The sequence below is a fragment of the Castellaniella defragrans genome, assembly GCF_014203015.1.
Classification (GTDB): domain Bacteria; phylum Pseudomonadota; class Gammaproteobacteria; order Burkholderiales; family Burkholderiaceae_B; genus Castellaniella; species Castellaniella defragrans.
In genome coordinates, this window is the sequence record NZ_JACHIB010000016.1 from 22,793 (window position 1) to 40,524 (window position 17,732).

The 17,732-nt window shown below is 68.3% G+C and carries 18 protein-coding genes; 11 read left to right on the plus strand and 7 right to left on the minus strand.

The genetic code is table 11. From position 1 onward, the window contains the following. Positions 1-48: 48 nt before the first annotated feature. The 7 genes from hemL (at position 49) to proB (ending at position 6,860) form a co-directional block, all read left to right on the plus strand. Entirely contained in the window at positions 49-1,326 is a 1,278-nt protein-coding gene (gene hemL, locus HNR28_RS13425; protein ID WP_151024892.1) for a glutamate-1-semialdehyde 2,1-aminomutase, read from the plus strand. A 192-nt stretch (positions 1,327-1,518) separates the two neighbouring features. After that, complete coding sequence (locus HNR28_RS13430) at positions 1,519-2,046, plus strand: MarR family winged helix-turn-helix transcriptional regulator (protein ID WP_052355993.1); 528 nt, start codon at positions 1,519-1,521, stop codon at positions 2,044-2,046. Between the two features lie 157 nt (positions 2,047-2,203). Further along, positions 2,204-3,430 (plus strand): bifunctional glutamate N-acetyltransferase/amino-acid acetyltransferase ArgJ, encoded by a 1,227-nt coding sequence (gene argJ, locus HNR28_RS13435; protein WP_151024891.1) that lies wholly within the window; start codon positions 2,204-2,206, stop codon positions 3,428-3,430. 218 nt (positions 3,431-3,648) lie between these two features. Further along, the gene (rplU, locus tag HNR28_RS13440) at positions 3,649-3,960 is read left to right on the plus strand and encodes a 50S ribosomal protein L21 (protein ID WP_043685103.1); all 312 of its coding nucleotides are present in this window, start codon (positions 3,649-3,651) and stop codon (positions 3,958-3,960) included. A 27-nt stretch (positions 3,961-3,987) separates the two neighbouring features. Then, positions 3,988-4,248: a 50S ribosomal protein L27 gene (gene rpmA / locus HNR28_RS13445; protein WP_043685106.1), complete on the plus strand. Its 261-nt coding sequence runs from the start codon at positions 3,988-3,990 to the stop codon at positions 4,246-4,248. Between the two features lie 205 nt (positions 4,249-4,453). Further along, positions 4,454-5,635, plus strand: coding sequence for a GTPase ObgE (gene obgE, locus HNR28_RS13450; RefSeq protein WP_151024890.1), 1,182 nt, complete (start codon positions 4,454-4,456; stop codon positions 5,633-5,635). Between the two features lie 67 nt (positions 5,636-5,702). Beyond that, positions 5,703-6,860: a glutamate 5-kinase gene (gene proB / locus HNR28_RS13455; RefSeq protein ID WP_151024889.1), complete on the plus strand. Its 1,158-nt coding sequence runs from the start codon at positions 5,703-5,705 to the stop codon at positions 6,858-6,860. A gap of 108 nt (positions 6,861-6,968) precedes the next feature. Here proB and HNR28_RS13460 read toward each other — a convergent pair whose 3' ends face one another. Further along, entirely contained in the window at positions 6,969-7,457 is a 489-nt protein-coding gene (locus HNR28_RS13460) for a winged helix-turn-helix transcriptional regulator (RefSeq protein ID WP_043685110.1), read from the minus strand. On the opposite strand from HNR28_RS13460, the gene HNR28_RS13465 reads away from it, so the two are divergent. Both HNR28_RS13465 and HNR28_RS13470 read left to right on the plus strand, forming a co-directional pair. Next, entirely contained in the window at positions 7,456-7,707 is a 252-nt protein-coding gene (locus HNR28_RS13465) for a hypothetical protein (protein WP_151024888.1), read from the plus strand. The two genes, HNR28_RS13460 and HNR28_RS13465, sit on opposite strands and share 2 nt — an antisense overlap. A gap of 9 nt (positions 7,708-7,716) precedes the next feature. Further along, positions 7,717-8,967: a D-amino acid dehydrogenase gene (locus tag HNR28_RS13470; RefSeq protein WP_151024887.1), complete on the plus strand. Its 1,251-nt coding sequence runs from the start codon at positions 7,717-7,719 to the stop codon at positions 8,965-8,967. A gap of 114 nt (positions 8,968-9,081) precedes the next feature. On the opposite strand, the gene HNR28_RS13475 is transcribed toward HNR28_RS13470, so the two are convergent. After that, positions 9,082-9,762 carry a helix-turn-helix domain-containing protein gene (locus HNR28_RS13475; RefSeq protein WP_151024886.1) on the minus strand — a complete coding sequence of 227 codons (681 nt, stop codon included), beginning with the start codon at positions 9,760-9,762 and terminating at the stop codon, positions 9,082-9,084. 111 nt (positions 9,763-9,873) lie between these two features. On the opposite strand from HNR28_RS13475, the gene HNR28_RS13480 reads away from it, so the two are divergent. Both HNR28_RS13480 and thiC read left to right on the plus strand, forming a co-directional pair. Then, the gene (locus HNR28_RS13480; RefSeq protein WP_151024885.1) at positions 9,874-10,242 is read left to right on the plus strand and encodes a helix-turn-helix domain-containing protein; all 369 of its coding nucleotides are present in this window, start codon (positions 9,874-9,876) and stop codon (positions 10,240-10,242) included. Positions 10,243-10,646: 404 nt separating this feature from the next. Further along, complete coding sequence (thiC, locus tag HNR28_RS13485) at positions 10,647-12,560, plus strand: phosphomethylpyrimidine synthase ThiC (protein WP_151024883.1); 1,914 nt, start codon at positions 10,647-10,649, stop codon at positions 12,558-12,560. 57 nt (positions 12,561-12,617) lie between these two features. Here thiC and HNR28_RS13490 read toward each other — a convergent pair whose 3' ends face one another. The 5 genes from HNR28_RS13490 to HNR28_RS13510 form a co-directional block, all read right to left on the minus strand. Next, complete coding sequence (locus HNR28_RS13490; protein ID WP_151024882.1) at positions 12,618-13,274, minus strand: OmpA family protein; 657 nt, start codon at positions 13,272-13,274, stop codon at positions 12,618-12,620. Positions 13,275-13,376: 102 nt separating this feature from the next. Beyond that, on the minus strand, positions 13,377-14,117 hold the full coding sequence (locus HNR28_RS13495) for an amino acid ABC transporter ATP-binding protein (protein ID WP_043685121.1): 741 nt from the start codon (positions 14,115-14,117) through the stop codon (positions 13,377-13,379). A 52-nt stretch (positions 14,118-14,169) separates the two neighbouring features. Next, on the minus strand, positions 14,170-15,264 hold the full coding sequence (locus HNR28_RS13500; RefSeq protein WP_043685124.1) for an amino acid ABC transporter permease: 1,095 nt from the start codon (positions 15,262-15,264) through the stop codon (positions 14,170-14,172). Further along, on the minus strand, positions 15,265-16,452 hold the full coding sequence (locus HNR28_RS13505; protein WP_043685127.1) for an amino acid ABC transporter permease: 1,188 nt from the start codon (positions 16,450-16,452) through the stop codon (positions 15,265-15,267). Positions 16,453-16,544: 92 nt separating this feature from the next. Further along, positions 16,545-17,561, minus strand: a complete 1,017-nt coding sequence (locus HNR28_RS13510) for an amino acid ABC transporter substrate-binding protein (RefSeq protein WP_043685130.1) — start codon at positions 17,559-17,561, stop codon at positions 16,545-16,547. Between the last annotated feature and the right edge of the window lie 171 nt (positions 17,562-17,732).

Consider the following 17,732-nt stretch of genomic DNA (forward strand, 5'->3'; position numbering starts at 1 on the left):
GACACGCGCCGGTCCTTCCCGAAACCCCGCAGCAACCGGAATCCCGCCATGTCCCGCAACACTGAACTCTTCGACCGCGCCTGCCGCGCCATCCCGGGCGGCGTCAACTCGCCCGTGCGCGCCTTCCGCTCCGTGGGCGGCACTCCGCCCTTCATCGCCCGCGCCCAGGGCCCCTACCTGTGGGATGCCGAAGGCACCCGCTACATCGACTACATCGGCTCCTGGGGCCCGGCCATCCTGGGCCACGCCGATCCCGAAGTCGTCGCCGCCGTGCAGGCCGCCGCCGTGGACGGCCTGTCCTTCGGCGCGCCCACCGAGGCCGAGATCGAACTGGCCGAGGCCATCATCGAGCGCATTCCCTCGATCGAGCAGGTGCGCCTGGTCAGTTCGGGCACCGAGGCCACCATGTCGGCGATCCGGCTGGCGCGCGGCCACACCGGCCGCCCGAAGATCATAAAGTTCGAGGGCTGCTACCACGGCCACGCCGACAGCCTGCTGGTCAAGGCCGGCTCGGGCATGCTGACCTTCGGCAACCCCACTTCGGCCGGCGTGCCGCCCGAATTCGTGCAGCACACCCTGGTGCTGGACTACAACGACCTGGCCGCCGTCGAGGCCGCCTTCGCCCAATACCCCGAGGACATCGCCTGCGTCATCGTCGAGCCGATCGCCGGCAACATGAACATGGTGCGCCCGGCCGCCGGCTTCCTCGAAGGCCTGCGCGCCCTGTGCACGCGCCACGGCGCGGTGCTGATCTTCGACGAGGTCATGACCGGGCTGCGCGTGGGCCCGCGAGGCATGCAGGGCCTGTGCGGCGTCACGCCCGACATGACCACGCTGGCCAAGATCATCGGCGGCGGCATGCCGGTGGGCGCCTTCGGCGGCCGCGCCGAGATCATGGCCGGCATCGCGCCGCTGGGCGCGGTCTACCAGGCGGGCACGCTGTCGGGCAATCCGGTGGCGGTCGCCGCCGGGCGCGTCACCCTGCGCCGCCTGGCCGAGCCGGGCTTCTACGACGCCCTGCACCGGCAGACCGGCCTGCTGATCCAGGGCCTGGTCGAGCGCGCGCGGCGCCACGGCGTGGCCTTCAGCGGCGACTGGCAGGGCGGCCTGTTCGGCCTGTATTTCCGCGCCACGGTGCCGACCAGCCTGGCCGAGGTCTCCGCCAGCGACACCGACGCCTTCAAGCGCTTCTTCCACGGCATGCTGGCCGAAGGCGTGCATTTCGCGCCCTCGGCCTTCGAGGCCGGCTTCGTCTCGGCCACCCACGACGACGCCGTCATCCAGGCGACGCTGGACGCGGCCGACCGGGTCTTCGCCCGGCTGTAGCAACAGCCCCGCACCTCGCCGCCCGCGAGCGGCTCCGATTCGGCGGGCATGCAGCGGTCCATTGGGACCCTTGCATGCCCGATCTCATCTTAAATAGTCCGAACTTCAAGTTTCTTGACGCAGGACAAGGACATGCCGCTTCCGGTTCCCTACACTTGACGTGCTCTGATCAAGTCCGCCAGGAGGCGCGTCATGACCGACTACACCCAATACGCCGCTACCCAGCACCCCGCCGTCACCCCCCCGGTGCCGGATCTCGAAACCCAGGCCACCGGCCAGGAGCCGCAGGATCTGCGCCTGTGGCTGCGCATGCTCAGCTGCTGCACGCTGATCGAAAACGAACTGCGCAGCCGGCTGCGCACCGAATTCCAGACCACGCTGCCGCGCTTCGACCTGATGTCGCAGCTCACCCATGCCCCCAAGGGCCTGAAAATGAGCGAACTGTCCCGCCTGATGATGGTCACCAACGGCAACATCACCGGCATCACCGACCAGCTGGAAAAAGACGGCCTGGTCGAACGCCTGAAAGACGACTCGGACCGCCGCAGTTCGCTGATCCGCCTCACCATGAAGGGCCGCCGCTACCATCGCCGCATGCAGCGCGCGCACGCCACCTGGATCCAGTCCCTGCTGGGCGGCCTGGCGCCGTCCGCGCGGGCCATGCTGTTCGATCTCCTGGGCGACCTGAAGCAATCCACCTACGCGCGCCTGCCGGCCTGAACGCCAGGACTCCCGCGCGCCGCGGGCCTGACGCACCCGGACCGCATGCGCGCGGCAAGGCGGACGGGCACCGCAACGCACCGCCCGATTCCGCAGATGCACCGCCCCCATTCGGCATAGAATGGGGGCTTATTTTTTGCTACGGATCCCCTCCGCCATGGCCATCAACCTGATCATCCCGGCGCAAGACGCCATCCATCCGATTCCCGGCATCCGCATCGGCACGGCCGAGGCCGGCATCCGCAAGGCCGGGCGCCGCGACCTGACCGTCCTGCTGCTGGACGAAGGCGCGTCGGTGGCGGGGGTCTTCACGCGCAACCGCTTCCGCGCCGCGCCGGTCCAGGTCTGCGAGGCCCACCTGGCCGCCGGCGCCGGCATCCGCGCGCTGGTCATCAACACCGGCAACGCCAACGCGGGCACCGGAGAACCCGGCCTGCGGGCCGCCCTCGACACCTGCCGCGCCCTGGCCGGCCGCCTGGGCGTGGCGCCCGAGCAGATCCTGCCGTTCTCCACCGGCGTCATCCTGGAGCCGCTGCCCGTGGACCGCCTGATCGCCGGCCTGCCGGCCGCGCTGGACGACGCCCGCCCGGACCACTGGTTCGAGGCAGCCCACAGCATCATGACCACGGACACCCAGCCCAAGATCCATTCCGTCCGGATCGAGCTGGGCGGCATCCCGGTCTCGATCACCGGCATCAGCAAGGGCGCGGGCATGATCCGCCCCAACATGGCCACCATGCTGGGTTTCCTGGGCACGGACGCGGGCCTGCCGCCGGGGCTGCTGCGCACCCTGGCCAAACGCATCGCCGACCAGTCCTTCAACCGCATCACGGTGGACGGCGACACCTCCACCAACGATTCCTTCATCCTCATCGCCACCGGCGCCAGCGGCGCGCACATCGAATCCGAACAGGACCCGCGCTTCGCCGCGCTGGCCGAGGCCCTGACGGCCGCCGCGCGCGACCTCGCCCAGAAGATCGTGCGCGACGCCGAGGGCGCGACGAAATTCATGACCATCCGCGTCGAGCAGGCCGCCTCCACCGACGAGGCCCTGAAAGTCGCCTACGCCATCGCCCATTCGCCGCTGGTCAAGACCGCCTTCTACGCCTCCGACCCCAACCTCGGCCGCATCCTGGCGGCGATCGGCTACGCCGGCATCGACGACCTCGACGTCTCGAAGCTGACGCTGTGGCTGGGCGACGTGCGGGTGGCCTCGCAGGGCGGCCGCGACCCCGGCTACCGCGAGGAAGACGGCCAGCGCGTGATGGCGGAAGCCGAGATCCTCGTGCGCGTCGCCCTGGGCCGCGGCGAGGTGGCCGACACGGTCTACACCTGCGATTTCTCGCACGAATACGTCAGCATCAACGCCGACTACCGCTCGTAGGCGCGTCGGGCCCGCCCGCGTCCGGAGAAACCCGGCGCAGAAACCGCTTGATTTACAAAAGGATTTCTGCGTAAAATGCAGGGCTTGGCCATGTCCCCACTGGATTTGGCCGTTTTTGGCATACCCGGGCAGGTTCATCTGGGCCTTGCGCCTTGCGGCGATTGCGCCGCGCGCGCAGTTCCCGCCGCCCGACCCGGGCATTCTCACAGGAAATCCCCATGTACGCGGTCATAAAAACCGGCGGCAAGCAATATCGTGTTTGCGCCGGCCAGAAACTGAAAATCGAACAGATACCGGCTGACATTGGGCAAGAAATCTCGCTCGACCAGGTGCTGTCCGTCGGCGAAGGCGAAACGCTGAAGATCGGCGCGCCCTTCGTCGAGGGCGCCGCGGTCAAAGCCACCGTTCTTGCACAAGGCCGTCACGACAAGGTCAAGATCTTCAAGATGCGCCGTCGCAAGCACTACCAGAAGCACCAGGGCCATCGTCAGAACTACACCGAGATCCGCATCGACGCCGTCGCGGCCTGATCCGGTCATCGCATTTAGGAGCTCATCATGGCACACAAAAAGGGCGGCGGCTCGACTCGCAACGGCCGCGATTCCGAATCGAAACGACTGGGCGTGAAAGTCTACGGCGGCCAGCAGATCTCGGCCGGCGGCATCATCGTCCGCCAGCGCGGCACCCAGTTCCACCCCGGCGTCAACGTCGGCATCGGCAAGGACCACACGCTGTATTCCCTGGTGGACGGCGTCGTGCAGTTCTCCATCAAGGGCGCGCAGAACAAGCGCACCGTCTCGGTGAACACGGCGAACTGATCGCCGCACGATCCGCAAAAGGCCCTGCTCTTCAGCAGGGTCTTTTCGTTTGGCGCCCCGCCCGGGCGGCACCTCCGGGCACTCCCCGACCGGCCCGGCAGCGGCGCCCGATTTTGACTAGAATGATTTCCGCAGGCCCCATGGCCCGTCCGCACCCGGACCGGGCATGCGCCGCGCGGGACGCCACCCCCTGGAACACCCCACCATGAAATTCGTAGACGAAGCCACCATCGAGGTCATCGCCGGCAAGGGCGGCAATGGCGTCGCCAGCTTCCGCCGGGAAAAATTCATTCCCATGGGCGGCCCCGACGGCGGCGACGGCGGCCGCGGGGGCTCCGTCCTGGCGGTGGCCGACCGCAACATCAACACCCTGATCGATTTCCGCTACGCCCGGCTGCACCGCGCGAAGAACGGCGAAAACGGCCGCGGCTCGGACCAGTACGGCGCGGGCGCGGCGGACATCGTCCTGCGCATGCCCGTGGGCACGGTGATCCACGACGCCGACAGCGGCGAGCAGCTCTTCGACCTGGACCACCACGGCATGCAGGTCACGCTGGCGGCCGGCGGCGCGGGCGGCCTGGGCAATCTGCACTTCAAGTCCAGCACCAACCGCGCGCCGCGCCAGTGCACGCCGGGCCGCGAGGGCGAGCAGCGCCGCCTGCGCCTGGAGCTGAAGGTGCTGGCCGACGTGGGTCTGCTGGGCATGCCCAACGCGGGCAAGTCCACCCTGATCGCGCGCGTGTCCAACGCCCGCCCGAAGATCGCCGACTATCCCTTCACCACCCTGCACCCGAACCTGGGCGTGGTGCGCACCTCGCCGTCGCACAGCTTCGTCATCGCCGACATCCCCGGCCTGATCGAGGGCGCCTCGGAAGGCGCCGGCCTGGGCCACCTGTTCCTGCGCCACCTGAGCCGCACCCGCGTGCTGCTGCACCTGCTGGACGTGCATTCGCCCGATCCGGACGTCGACGCCTGCGCCCAGGCCGTGCACGACGCCCGGGCCATCGCGCGCGAACTCGAACGCTACAGCCCCGACCTGGCCGCCAAGCCGCGCTGGCTGGTGCTCAACAAGCTGGACATGGTCGAGGATCCCGCCGCCGTCCAGGACCGCATCTGCCGCGAACTCGGCTGGACCGGTCCGGTCTTCGGCATCTCCGCGCTCACCGGCGCGGGCACCCAGGCCCTGACCGGGGCGCTGCAGTCCTGGCTGGACGAACAGCGGCGCAGCGCCCACGCCCACGACGAGGATCCGCGCTTCACGCGCGGCGAACCGCAGGCGGGCCCGGGTCCGGACATGGACCCGGACGGGGATCCGGACGTGGCCCCGGGCGCCGCCCCGGACGCGCCGGACGCCGGAGAGCCGGACGACCCCCGTTTCAGGCGCTGAACCCGCCAAGCCCGCCGAATCTGCTGAGCCTTCCACCCGAACCGCCCGCTTCGCCCCGCCCGCCATCATGACTCGTCCGGATCCTTCCCCCTCCGTCGCCCGGGACGCGCAACGCCTCGTCCTGAAAGTCGGCTCCTCCCTGGTCACCAACGAAGGCCGGGGCATCGACCTGGAAGCCGTCGTCCAATGGGCCGAGCAGATCGCCGGCCTGCACGCCGCGGGCCGGCAGCTGGTGCTGGTGTCCAGCGGCGCCATCGCCGAGGGCATGGCGCGCCTGGGCTGGCCCCGGCGGCCCAGGCTCATGTCCGAACTGCAGGCGGCGGCCGCCGTGGGCCAGATGGGCCTGATCCAGGCCTACGAGGCCGCCTTCGGCCGCCATGGCGTGCGCACCGCCCAGATCCTGCTGACCCACGAGGACCTGGCCGACCGGCGCCGCTACCTGAACGCGCGCAGCACGCTGAACACCCTGCTGGCCCTGGGCGTGGTGCCCATCGTCAACGAGAACGACACGGTCGTCACCGACGAGATCCGCGTGGGGGACAACGACACCCTGGGCGCCCTGGTGACCAACCTGATCGAAGCCGACGTGCTGATCATCCTGACCGACCAGTCCGGCCTGTACAGCGCCGATCCGCGCAAGCATCCGGACGCGCGCTTCATCCACCGGGGCCAGGCCGGCGACCCGGCGCTGGAAGCCATGGCGGGCGGTTCGGGCAGCGCCATCGGCACCGGCGGCATGCTGACCAAGGTCCTGGCCGCGCGGCGCGCGGCCAACAGCGGCGGCCACACCATCATCGCCTCCGGCCGCGAGCCCGCCGTGCTGCGGCGCCTGGCCTCGGGCGAGCCGATCGGCACCGAACTGCGCGCCGTCCTGCCGGTGCGCTCGGCGCGGCAGCGCTGGATGGCCAACCACCTGCGCCTGCGCGGGCGCGTCACCCTGGACGCCGGCGCCGTGCGCGCGCTGACCCAGGGCCACCGCAGCCTGCTGCCCATCGGCGTGATCGCCGTCGAGGGCGAGTTCGAGCGCGGCGACGTGGTGGCCTGCGTGGACGAGCACGGCGTGGAATGCGGCCGCGGCCTGATCAACTATTCGTCGGCCGACACGGCGCGCATCCTGCGCCAGCCCAGCGCCCGCATCGCGGAGATCCTGGGCCACCTGTCCGACCCGGAACTGATCCACCGCGACAACATGGTCGTGGCGCGGACGAGGCGGGACATAGGATAGTCCCCGCGGACTATCCTATGCCGGACGAATCGGAGCGCCTGACAAGGCGCGACGTGGGGAGCCGTTACGATTGAAGACAATCGTGCCTGCGACGCTCACCGGGCCTGCCTAGCGCTGCGCCGGGATGAACTGGGTCTCCTTGACCTCCTCCATCACCACGCAGCTCTTGGTCTGAGTCACCCCCGGCAGGCGCAGCAGGATGTCGCCCAGCAGGCTGCGGTACTGGCTGATTTCCTTGATCCGGGCCTTGACCATGTAGTCGAAATCCCCGGACACCAGGTGGCATTCGAGCACCTGCGGCACGCACAGCACCTCGCGGCGGAATTCCTCGAAGGTGCGCCCGGACTTGCTGGACATGCTGATTTCCACGAACACCAGCAGGCCGGCGTCCAGAGCGGCCGGCGACACCCGGGCATGGTAGCCCGTGATCACGCCGTCGCGCTCCAGGCGGCGCACCCGTTCGATGCAGGGCGTCACCGTCAGCCCCACCGCGTCGGCCAGTTCCGTCATCGACAGGCGGCCGTTCTGCTGCAGCAGGTCCAGGATGCGGCGGTCGATCTTGTCCAGGGCATGGACGGATTCCTTCTGTACGCGCATGATCGTTCTCCAATTCACGGCCTTCGCAGGCCCGCGGCCGGCGCCCGAAACCGCGTACGGGGGCGGCAAACCGGCCCGGAAATGGCCCGAAACGGACACCCTGCGCGGGTACGATGCGGCGCACCAGGATTTTGTCCTGCACGCCGGCGCCGGAGCCCGCAACCACCTCTATGTTTTCATGAAAACTTCATTTTTTCATAAAAATTTATCTGGGTATATTGCCTATCATCATGAAAAATTAATCCACTGAGGGTGCATCATGAAGGTTCTGGTTCTAGGGGCGGGCGTCGTGGGCGTCACGAGCGCCTACTACCTGGCCCGCCAAGGGCACGAAGTCACCGTGATCGACCGCGAGACCGGCACGGCGGAGGAAACCAGCTTCGGCAACGCCGGCCAGCTGTCCTTCGGCTATTCCTCGCCCTGGGCCGCGCCCGGCATTCCGCTGAAGGCGTTCAAATGGCTGTTCACGCCGCATGCGCCGCTGACGATCCGGCCCGACGGCAGCCTGTTCCAGCTGCGCTGGATGCTGGACATGTGGCGCAACTGCACGCCGGCCCGCTACGCCGCCAACAAGGACCGCATGCTGCGCCTGTCGGCCTACAGCCGCCAGTGCCTGCACGCGCTGCAGGCGGAGACCGGCATCCAGTTCGAGGGCCGGCGCCAGGGCACGCTGCAGGTCTTCCGCACCCAGAAGCAGATGGACGACGCCCAGCGCGACGTCCAGGCCCTGAGCGAGGCCGGCATCGCCCACGAGCTGGTCGAGGGCGACCGCCTGGCCCGGTACGAGCCCGCGCTGGCCCAGGTGCGCCACAAGCTGGTCGGCGGCCTGCGCACGCCGGACGACGAGACCGGCGACTGCCGCCTGTTCACCCAGGCCCTGACGCGGCTGGCCGAGGCCGAGGGCGTGCGCTTCCGCTACGGCGAGACCATCCAGGCCCTGCAGACGGCGGGCGACCGCGTCACGGGCGTGCAATGCGCCTCGGGCCTGGAGCGGGCGGACGCCTACGTGGTCGCCCTGGGCTCCTATTCGCCCCTGCTGCTGCGCGGCGTGGTGGACATCCCCGTCTACCCCATGAAGGGCTATTCCATCACCGTGGACATCGCCGATCCCGAGCGCGCGCCGGTGTCCACCCTGCTGGACGAGACCTACAAGATCGCCCTGACCCGCTTCGACCGGCGCATCCGCGTCGGCGGCATGGCCGAGGTCGTGGGCTACGACACGTCCCTGGACCCGCGCCGCCAGCGGACCCTGGAGATGGTGCTGAACGATCTGTTCCCGGGCAGCTACGTCCCGGGCGACGTGAACTTCTGGACCGGGCTGCGTCCCAAGACGCCCGACAGCACCCCCATCGTGGGGCCCACCCGGCTGGGCAACCTGTTCCTGAACACCGGCCACGGCACGCTGGGCTGGACCATGTCCTGCGGCAGCGGCCGGCTGATCGCGGACATCGTGTCGGGCAAGCCGACCGACATCCGCCACGACGACCTGGGCGTCCAGCGCTACCGCTGAACGGCGGCTGCCCGGGTACGATGCGGCGCACCAGGATTTTGTCCTGCACGCCGGCGCCGGACGATGGCCGCCCGGCGGCGGGCGGCGGCCGGCAGCGGCCGGCCCGGCGCCGGCTCAGATTTCCCAGACGTAGCCGTAGCCGCGCAGGGATTCCACCGGCGGCACCATGCCGGCCCGCTGCCCCCGCCAGCGCAGCCGGCTGATGACGCCGCGCGGCTTGGGGTCGTGCGGCCGGCGGCCGTAGGCATGCCGCCAGCCCTGGAGCAGGGCCTGGTTCAGCATGGCGTGGCTGGCGATGTGGCCGGGCGCCTCGAACAGGCAGACCAGGATCGCGCGCTCGGAGACGGTCAGGCGCAGCGACGTGCCGTCGCGGTGGCGCAGGCACCAGCCCTGGTCCTCCAGGCTCCACGGCCCGATGTCGTGCGTCGTGCCCGCCGCGGGGCCCGCGGCACGGTCCAGGCGGCGCAGGCGCAGGGCGCGCAGCACGGCGGCCAGCAAGGCGGGCGGATCGCCCTGCCGCATGACCCAGTCCACCCCGACCCGCAGCAGCGCCGTCAGTTCGCCCTGGCGCGCGGGGCCCATGACGGCCACCACGTCCAGGGGCAGGCTCATGTCGCGCGCCAGCCGCGCCACGCGGCAGTTGGCGGCCGCGTCCGCCATCAGCAGCACGGCGTCGCACGGCAGCATGCCGGCCCGGATCGCCTTCCGGTCGGCGGCGTCGATGGAACCGCAGCGCCGCACTTCGCAGCCCTCGGCCCGCAGATACTGAAGATCGGCATTGTCTTCCGGCGCCAATGCCCAAACCTGGCGGCCTCGCATATCAGCTCCTTGCCACTTCCGTGAGATATTACAAATGTATTATTTCATGAACACCAATGTACTTGAGCTTTTTAGTCCAATGCATGAGTGGAAACCTTTGCTGAACGGCTCCGGCATGCCCGGCTCCTGCGCGGACTGTCGCAGGAGACTTTGGCGCGCGCCTGCGGCCTGTCGCAAAGCGCCATCTCCAGTTACGAGAACGGCACCCGCCAATCCCCCAAGAAGCTGCTGAACCTGGCCCAGATCCTGGAAGTGGACATCTACTGGCTGAGCCGGGGCCTGGGCGACATGACGCCGCCCGCCGGCGCGACCGCTTCCGTGGCCGAAGGCGCCTGGCCCTTTCCCTCGATCGATCCCCGGCAATTCTGGACCCTCACCCGCAAGGACCGCCTGGTCGTGGAAAGCGCCGTCAGCGCCCTGATCGACAGCCTGCTGATTTCGGGAAAAGAAGAGTAAAGAGGCCCCCACGCTGCGCAGCCTTTGGCCGCTTGCTGCCCCCCAAGGGGGCGCTTTTCGCCTTGGGGCGGCCCGGCGGCGAAAAGGCCCCCACGCTGCGCAGCCTTTGGCCGCTTGCTGCCCCTCAAGGGGGCGCTTTTCGCCTGGGGGCGGCCCGGCGGCGAAAAGGCCACCCACGCTGCGCAGGCGGTATACTCCACTCCACGCAGGGGTACTCGCCGGCCTGGCCGGCGTGTTGAGAGAAACCCTTCGTACCAGTACGGATAATGCCGATGCTGGGAGCGTGCGCGGTTTCCTCACCGGTTCCATCCATCGATTCCCGGAACCCTTCCCTCCGGAACGCGCTTCCCCCCTCCCCGACTCGGCTCCATTTCCGAATCCTTTTTCGTACCTGGAGCTATATCTTGAACGCCAATCCGCAATTCCTGGCCGCCCGCGCCACCGTCGACCTGGCCGCGATCGAACCGCTGCCGCAGTCCCGCAAGATCTACGAGACCGGGTCACGGCCCGACATCCGCGTACCCTTCCGCGAAATCCGCCAGGACGACACGCCCGGCCTGTTCGGCGGCGAATCCAATCCGCCCCTGACAGTCTACGATACCAGCGGCCCGTACACCGATCCCGACGTCGCCATCGACATCCGCAAGGGCCTGCCCGCCCCGCGCCTGCCCTGGATCCTGGAGCGCGGCGACACCGAGGCGCTGCCCGGCCTCACCAGCCAGTACGGCCGCGCCCGGCTGTCCGACCCGGAACTGGACGCGCTGCGCTTCGACCTGCAGCGGCCCCCGCGGCGCGCCCGCGCCGGTGCGAACGTGACCCAGATGCACTACGCCCGCCGGGGCATCGTCACGCCCGAAATGGAATTCGTGGCGATCCGCGAAAACCTGCGCCGCGAGCAGTACGTCGAGTCGCTGCGCCGCAGCGGCCCGGACGGCGCCCGCCTGGCCGAACGCCTGACCCGCCAGCACCCCGGCCAGTCCTTCGGCGCCGCCATCCCCGAACGCATCACGCCCGAATTCGTGCGCGACGAGGTCGCCCGCGGCCGCGCCATCATCCCGGCCAACATCAACCACCCGGAAGCCGAGCCCATGGCCATCGGCCGCAACTTCCTGGTCAAGGTCAACGCCAACATCGGCAATTCCGCCATCCGCTCGGACATCAGCGAGGAAGTCGAGAAGATGACCTGGGCGATCCGCTGGGGCGGCGACACGGTGATGGACCTGTCCACCGGCAAGCACATCCACGAAACGCGCGAATGGATCATCCGCAACTCGCCGGTGCCCATCGGCACCGTGCCGATCTACCAGGCGCTGGAGAAGGTCGGCGGCGTCGCCGAGGAGCTGAACTGGGAGATCTTCCGCGACACGCTTATCGAGCAGGCCGAGCAGGGCGTGGACTACTTCACCATCCATGCGGGCGTGCGCCTGCCCTTCGTGCCGATGACGGCCAGCCGCATGACGGGCATCGTGTCGCGCGGCGGCTCGATCATGGCCAAGTGGTGTCTGGCGCACCACAAGGAAAGTTTCCTCTACGAGCGCTTCGAGGACATCTGCGAGATCATGAAGGCCTACGACGTCAGCTTCTCGCTGGGCGACGGGCTGCGTCCGGGCTCCGGCTACGACGCCAACGACGAGGCCCAGTTCGCCGAACTGCGCACGCTGGGCGAGCTGACCCAGGTGGCCTGGAAGCACGACGTGCAGGTGATGATTGAAGGGCCGGGCCACGTGCCCATGCAGATGATCCGCGAGAACATGGACCTGCAGCTCAAGCATTGCCACGAGGCGCCGTTCTACACCCTGGGCCCGCTGACCACGGACATCGCGCCGGGCTACGACCACATCACCTCGGGCATCGGCGCGGCGCTGATCGGCTGGTACGGCACGGCCATGCTGTGCTACGTGACGCCCAAGGAACACCTGGGCCTGCCCAACAAGAAGGACGTGAAGGACGGCATCATCACCTACAAGATCGCCGCCCACGCGGCCGACCTGGCCAAGGGCCACCCGGGCGCGGCGATCCGCGACAACGCCCTGTCCAAGGCACGCTTCGAGTTCCGCTGGGAGGACCAGTTCAACCTCGGCCTGGACCCTGACACGGCGCGCGCCTTCCACGACGAGACCCTGCCCAAGGACTCGATGAAGGTGGCGCACTTCTGCTCCATGTGCGGCCCGAAGTTCTGCAGCATGAAGATCTCGCAGGACGTGCGCGACTACGCCAGGGAAAACGGCCTGGACGAGGCCGCCGCCCTGGCCCAGGGCATGGCCGCGAAATCGGCCGAATTCATCAGCCAGGGGGCGGAGATCTACCAGAAGGCGTGAGGACCGCGCCAGGCACTGATCAGCCCGCAAGGGACTGGTCAGTGTCCCGCCCCCTCCCTATTTCACCGCGTACAGGAACAATTCCACCCGGCGGTTCAGGGCGCGGCCTTCGGGGGTGCCGTTGTCGCCCACCGGGTTGGCGGCGCCGCGGCCCTCGGCCGTGAGCCGGCCGGCGGCGACGCCCTGGCCCGCCAGGTACTGCGTCACCGCGCCGGCCCGGCGCTGGGACAGCGGCACGTTGATGGCGTCGGTCCCGGTGGAGTCGGTGTGGCCGACCGCCTTGGCGCGCAGTTCGGGATGCTGGATCAGAGCCCGCGCCACGCTGTCCAGGACCGGCAGCAGCTCCGGCTTCAGCACGGCCTTGTTGGTGTCGAACGACACGTTGCTGGGAATGTTGACCTTCAGCGTGCCGTCGGGCATTTCGATGACGGCGATCCCCAGGCCGGATGCGCCGGACTTCTCGACGTCCTGCTTGACCGCCTTCCAGTTGTAGCCGACGACGCTGCCCACCACGGTGCCGATGCCGGCGCCGATCAGCGCGGCCTTGCCGCTGTCGCCGATCAGCACCCCCAGCCCCGCTCCCAGGGCGGCGCCCGCGCCGGCCCCGATCGCCGTGTTCTGGCCCTGGGGCGACATGTTGGCGCAGGCCGCCAAGAGCACCAGGCTGCCGATCGCCGCCGTGCGGGCGGTCCGTTGCGTTAGTGTGCGCATCATTCATTCTCCTTGTCGTGCGGACGTGGACGGCGGCGCGGGAAGCCTCGCCGGCCGTGCACGTCGATGATTCCCGAAAAGGCGGAATGCTTCAACCCCGGGGGGTCAGTGCAGGATCTGGCTGAGGAACAGCCGGGTGCGCTCGTTCTTCGGGTGGTCGAAGAACTCGTCCGGCGCGTTTTCCTCGATGATCTCGCCGTGGTCCATGAAGATGACGCGGTCGGCGACCTTGCGCGCGAAGCCCATTTCGTGGGTCACGCACAGCATCGTCATGCCGGTTTCTTCGGCCAGCTCGACCATGACGTCCAGCACTTCCTTGACCATTTCCGGGTCCAGGGCGGAGGTGGGCTCGTCGAACAGCATGATCTTGGGGTTCATGCACAGGGACCGGGCGATGGCCACGCGCTGCTGCTGGCCGCCGGAGAGCTGGCCCGGGTATTTGCTGGCCTGGTCGGGGATGCGCACCCGTTCCAGGTATTTCATGGCGGTCGCCTCGGCCTCGGCCTTGGGGCGCTTGAGCACCCAGACCGGCCCCAGCGTCAGGTTCTCCAGCACGGTCATGTGGGGAAACAGGTTGAAGTGCTGGAACACCATGCCGACGTCGCGGCGGATGGCTTCGATCTGCTTGAGGTCGTTGGTGAGTTCGGTGCCGTCGACGATGATGCGGCCCTCCTGGTGTTCCTCCAGGCGGTTGATGCAGCGGATCATGGTGGACTTGCCCGACCCGGAAGGGCCGCAGATCACGATGCGCTCGCTGGGCGCGACGTCCAGGTTCAGGTCCTTCAGGACGTGGAACTGGCCGTACCACTTGTTGACGTTCTGCAGGCGGATGATGGGTTCCGACATGGGCGGAGGCTCCTGGGCGGCGGGACGGGGCCCGCCGGTACATACGGGAAGATTAACGGTGCTGCCCCTGATCCAGCTGGCGTTCCAGCGACAGGCTGTAGCGCGAGATCGAGTAGCAGAAGACGAAGTAGATGGCCGAGATGAAGAGGTAGGATTCCGTGCTGAAGCCGCGCCAGACGGCGTCGGACACGGCCGCCTTGGCCGCCTGGGTCAGGTCGAAGATGCCGATGATCACCACCAGGGACGTGTCCTTGAACAGGGAGATGAAGATCCCCACCAGCGGCGGGATGACGATCTTCAGCGCCTGCGGCAGGATGATCTTGCGCATCTGCTGCCAGTAGCTCAGGCCCAGCGAATCGGCGCCCTCGTACTGGCCCTTGGGGATGGCCTGCAGGCCGCCGCGCACGGTCTCGGCCACGTAGGCCGCCGCGAACAGGATGATGGCGATCTGGGCGCGCAGCAGCTTGTCGATGGAAAAGCCTTCGGGCAGGAACAGCGGCAGCATCACCGAGGACATGAACAGCAGGCTGACCAGGGGCACCCCGCGGATCAGCTCGATGTAGATCACGCACACGGCCTTGACGCCCGGCATGTGCGAACGCCGCCCCAGGGCGAGCAGCAGCCCGAAGGGAAAGGCGAAGGCGATGCCGAAGGTGGACAGGATCAGCGTGAGCGGCAGGCCGCCCCACTTGGCGTTTTCCACGTAGGTGAGGCCCAGGACCCCGCCCCACATCAGCACGCCCACCGCCGTCAGGACGACGACCCAGATCAGCGCCAGGAACGGTTTCCAGAACCAGCGGATGCAGCTGCAGACGATCGCCGCCACCAGGATCACGGAGGCCAGCAGCGGGCGCCACTGCTCGTCGTAGGGATAGATGCCGAACAGGATCAGGCGGTGCTTCTCGCGCACGAAGGCCCAGCAGTAGCCGCCGGTCTCGCGGCACTGGGCCGCCGTCGTGGCGGCGAAGTCGGGCTTCACGAACAGGTAGTCGATCAGGGCCGGAACCGCCAGCAGCAGGATCCACAGGGCCAGGATCGTCAGGATCGCGTTCAGCGGCGAGGAGAACAGCCGGCTGCGCATCCAGCCGATCACGCCGGTGTCGGTGCGCGGCGGCAGGCGATCGGTGCCAGGGAGTGTGCGGTCCATCTATCGCTCCACCAGCGCGATGCGCTTGTTGTACCAGTTCATGAAGATCGAGATCGACAGGCTGACCACCAGATAGGCCGCCATGATGATCATGATGCCCTCGATGGCCTGCCCGGTCTGGTTCAGGATGGTGTTGGTGACGGCCACGATGTCCGGATAGCCGATGGCCACGGCCAGGGAGCTGTTCTTGGTCAGGTTGAGGTACTGGCTGGTCATGGGCGGGATGATGACCCGCATGGCCTGCGGCAGGATCACCAGCCGCAGGGTGCGCGCCCGCGACAGGCCGATCGAGGAGGCGGCTTCCCATTGGCCCTGGTTGACGGCCTGGATGCCGGAACGCACGACCTCGCCCACGAAGGCCGAGGTGTAGGTCACCAGCCCCAGCAGCAGCGCCGAGAATTCCGGCGACATGTTCAGCCCGCCCTGGAAGTTGAAGCCCTTGAGTTCGGGCCGGTCCAGCTCCAGCGAGCCGCCGCTGATCCAGAAGGCCAGCAGGGGCACGGCGATCAGCAGGCCCAGCGCGGTCCGCCCCAGGGGGAATATCCTGCCGGTGGCGTCCTGGTGGCGGCGCGCCCAATGGGCCAGCAGCACGATCAGCACGATGGCCAGCGCCAGCCCGCCGAAGATCCAGTCCATGGCGTCGCCCTTGAGCCAGGGGATCTTGAAGCCGCGGTTGGAGATGAAAACGTCCGGCAGGGGCTGCAGCGCCTGCCGCGGGCCGGGCATGATCTCGGTGATGAGGGCATACCAGAAGAACAGCTGCAGCAGCAGCGGGATGTTGCGCATGACCTCGATGTAGAGGCCGGCCATGCGGGAGATCAGCCAGTTCTTGGACAGGCGACTGATGCCCAGCAGCGTGCCGAACAGCGTGGCGGCGATCACGCCGATCACGGAGACCTTGAGGGTGTTCAGCAGGCCGACCACGACCGCGTGGCCGTAGGTGTCGGCGGGTGAATATTCCACCATCGATTCGCCGATGGCGAAGCCGGCTTCCTCGTGCAGGAAGGCGAAGCCGGTGGAGATGTTGCGCGCCGCCAGATTGTGCAGCGTGTTGGAAGCCAGGTACCACACGCCCAGGGCGACCAGACCCAGGATCAGGACCTGGTAGATCAGCGCGCGCGTGGCCGGATCGTTCCAGGACCAGCGCCGCTGCGGCGCCCTGGGTGCGCGGGGTGTCGTTTCAGTCATAGGATGCGGGCGATGAAGGCGGCAGGCGCCGCCGGAACCCGGCCGCCGGGAGAACCCCGGCGGCCGAAAGGACCGAAGACCGGATCAGGCGATCAGCGGATCGGCCAGGCGTACATCACGCCGCCCTTGGTCCACTGGGCGTTCAGGCCGCGCTCCAGCTTGAGCGGGGAGCCCATGCCGATGTTGCGCTCGAACGATTCGCCGTAGTTGCCCACCTGCTTGATGATGTTGTAGGCCCACTTCTTGTCCAGGCCCAGGCCCTTGCCCATGTCGCCGGACACGCCCAGGATGCGCTGGATGTTGGGGTTGGGGCTCTTGAGCATTTCGTCCAGGTTCTTGGAATCGATGCCGTATTCCTCGGCTTCGACCATGGCGTTCAGCGCCCAGCGCACGACCATGAACCATTCGTCGTCGCCCTGGCGGACCATGGGGCCCAGGGGTTCCTTGGAGAAGTCTTCCGGCAGGATGACGTAGTCGTCCGGGGTGGCGGAGGACGCGCGCAGGCTGCCCAGCTGGGACTTGTCGCTGGTGACGACGTCGCAGCGGCCGGACTCGAAGGTGCGGAAGCCTTCTTCGGAGGTGTTGATCACGACCGGCTTGAAGTCGAGCTTGTGGGCGCGGAACCAGTCGGCCAGGTTCAGCTCGGTGGTGGTGCCCTGCAGCACGCAGACCGCGGCGCCGCCCAGTTCGGTGGCGCTCTTCACGCCCAGGCTCTTCTTGACCAGCACGCCCTGGCTGTCGTAGTAGTTGACCCCGGCGCTCATCAGGCCCAGCGTGGTGTCGCGGGTCATGGTGGCGGTGGTGTTGCGGGTGAGCACGTCGACCTCGCCGGACTGCAGGGCGGTGAAGCGCTGCTGGGTGGTGAGCGGGGTGGCCTTGAACTTGCTGGCGTCGCCGAACACCATCGCGGCCACGGCACGGCACATGTCGACGTCGATGCCCTTCCAGACGCCCTTGCTGTCGGCCTGGGAGAAGCCCGGCAGGCCGGCGTTCACGCCGCATTGTACGAAGCCGCGCGCCTTGACGGCATTGTAGGTTTCACCTGCCTGAGCGGTCGTGCCGGCGAACAGCAGCGCGGCGCTGACGGCTGCGAGTTTCATGAATTTCATAGTCATCCTTTCCCGATTGAGCAAGTGGCGTTGAACAACACGGAATACAATCTCGTGGAATTGGTCCGTCTGGCCTAGATCGTAGCCTGCGACGGCAGGCCTCAAACATGCGGGATATCCCTGCACCCGCCATGGCATCCGGGTTGCGCCATGCCGCGGGGAGCCCCTGGG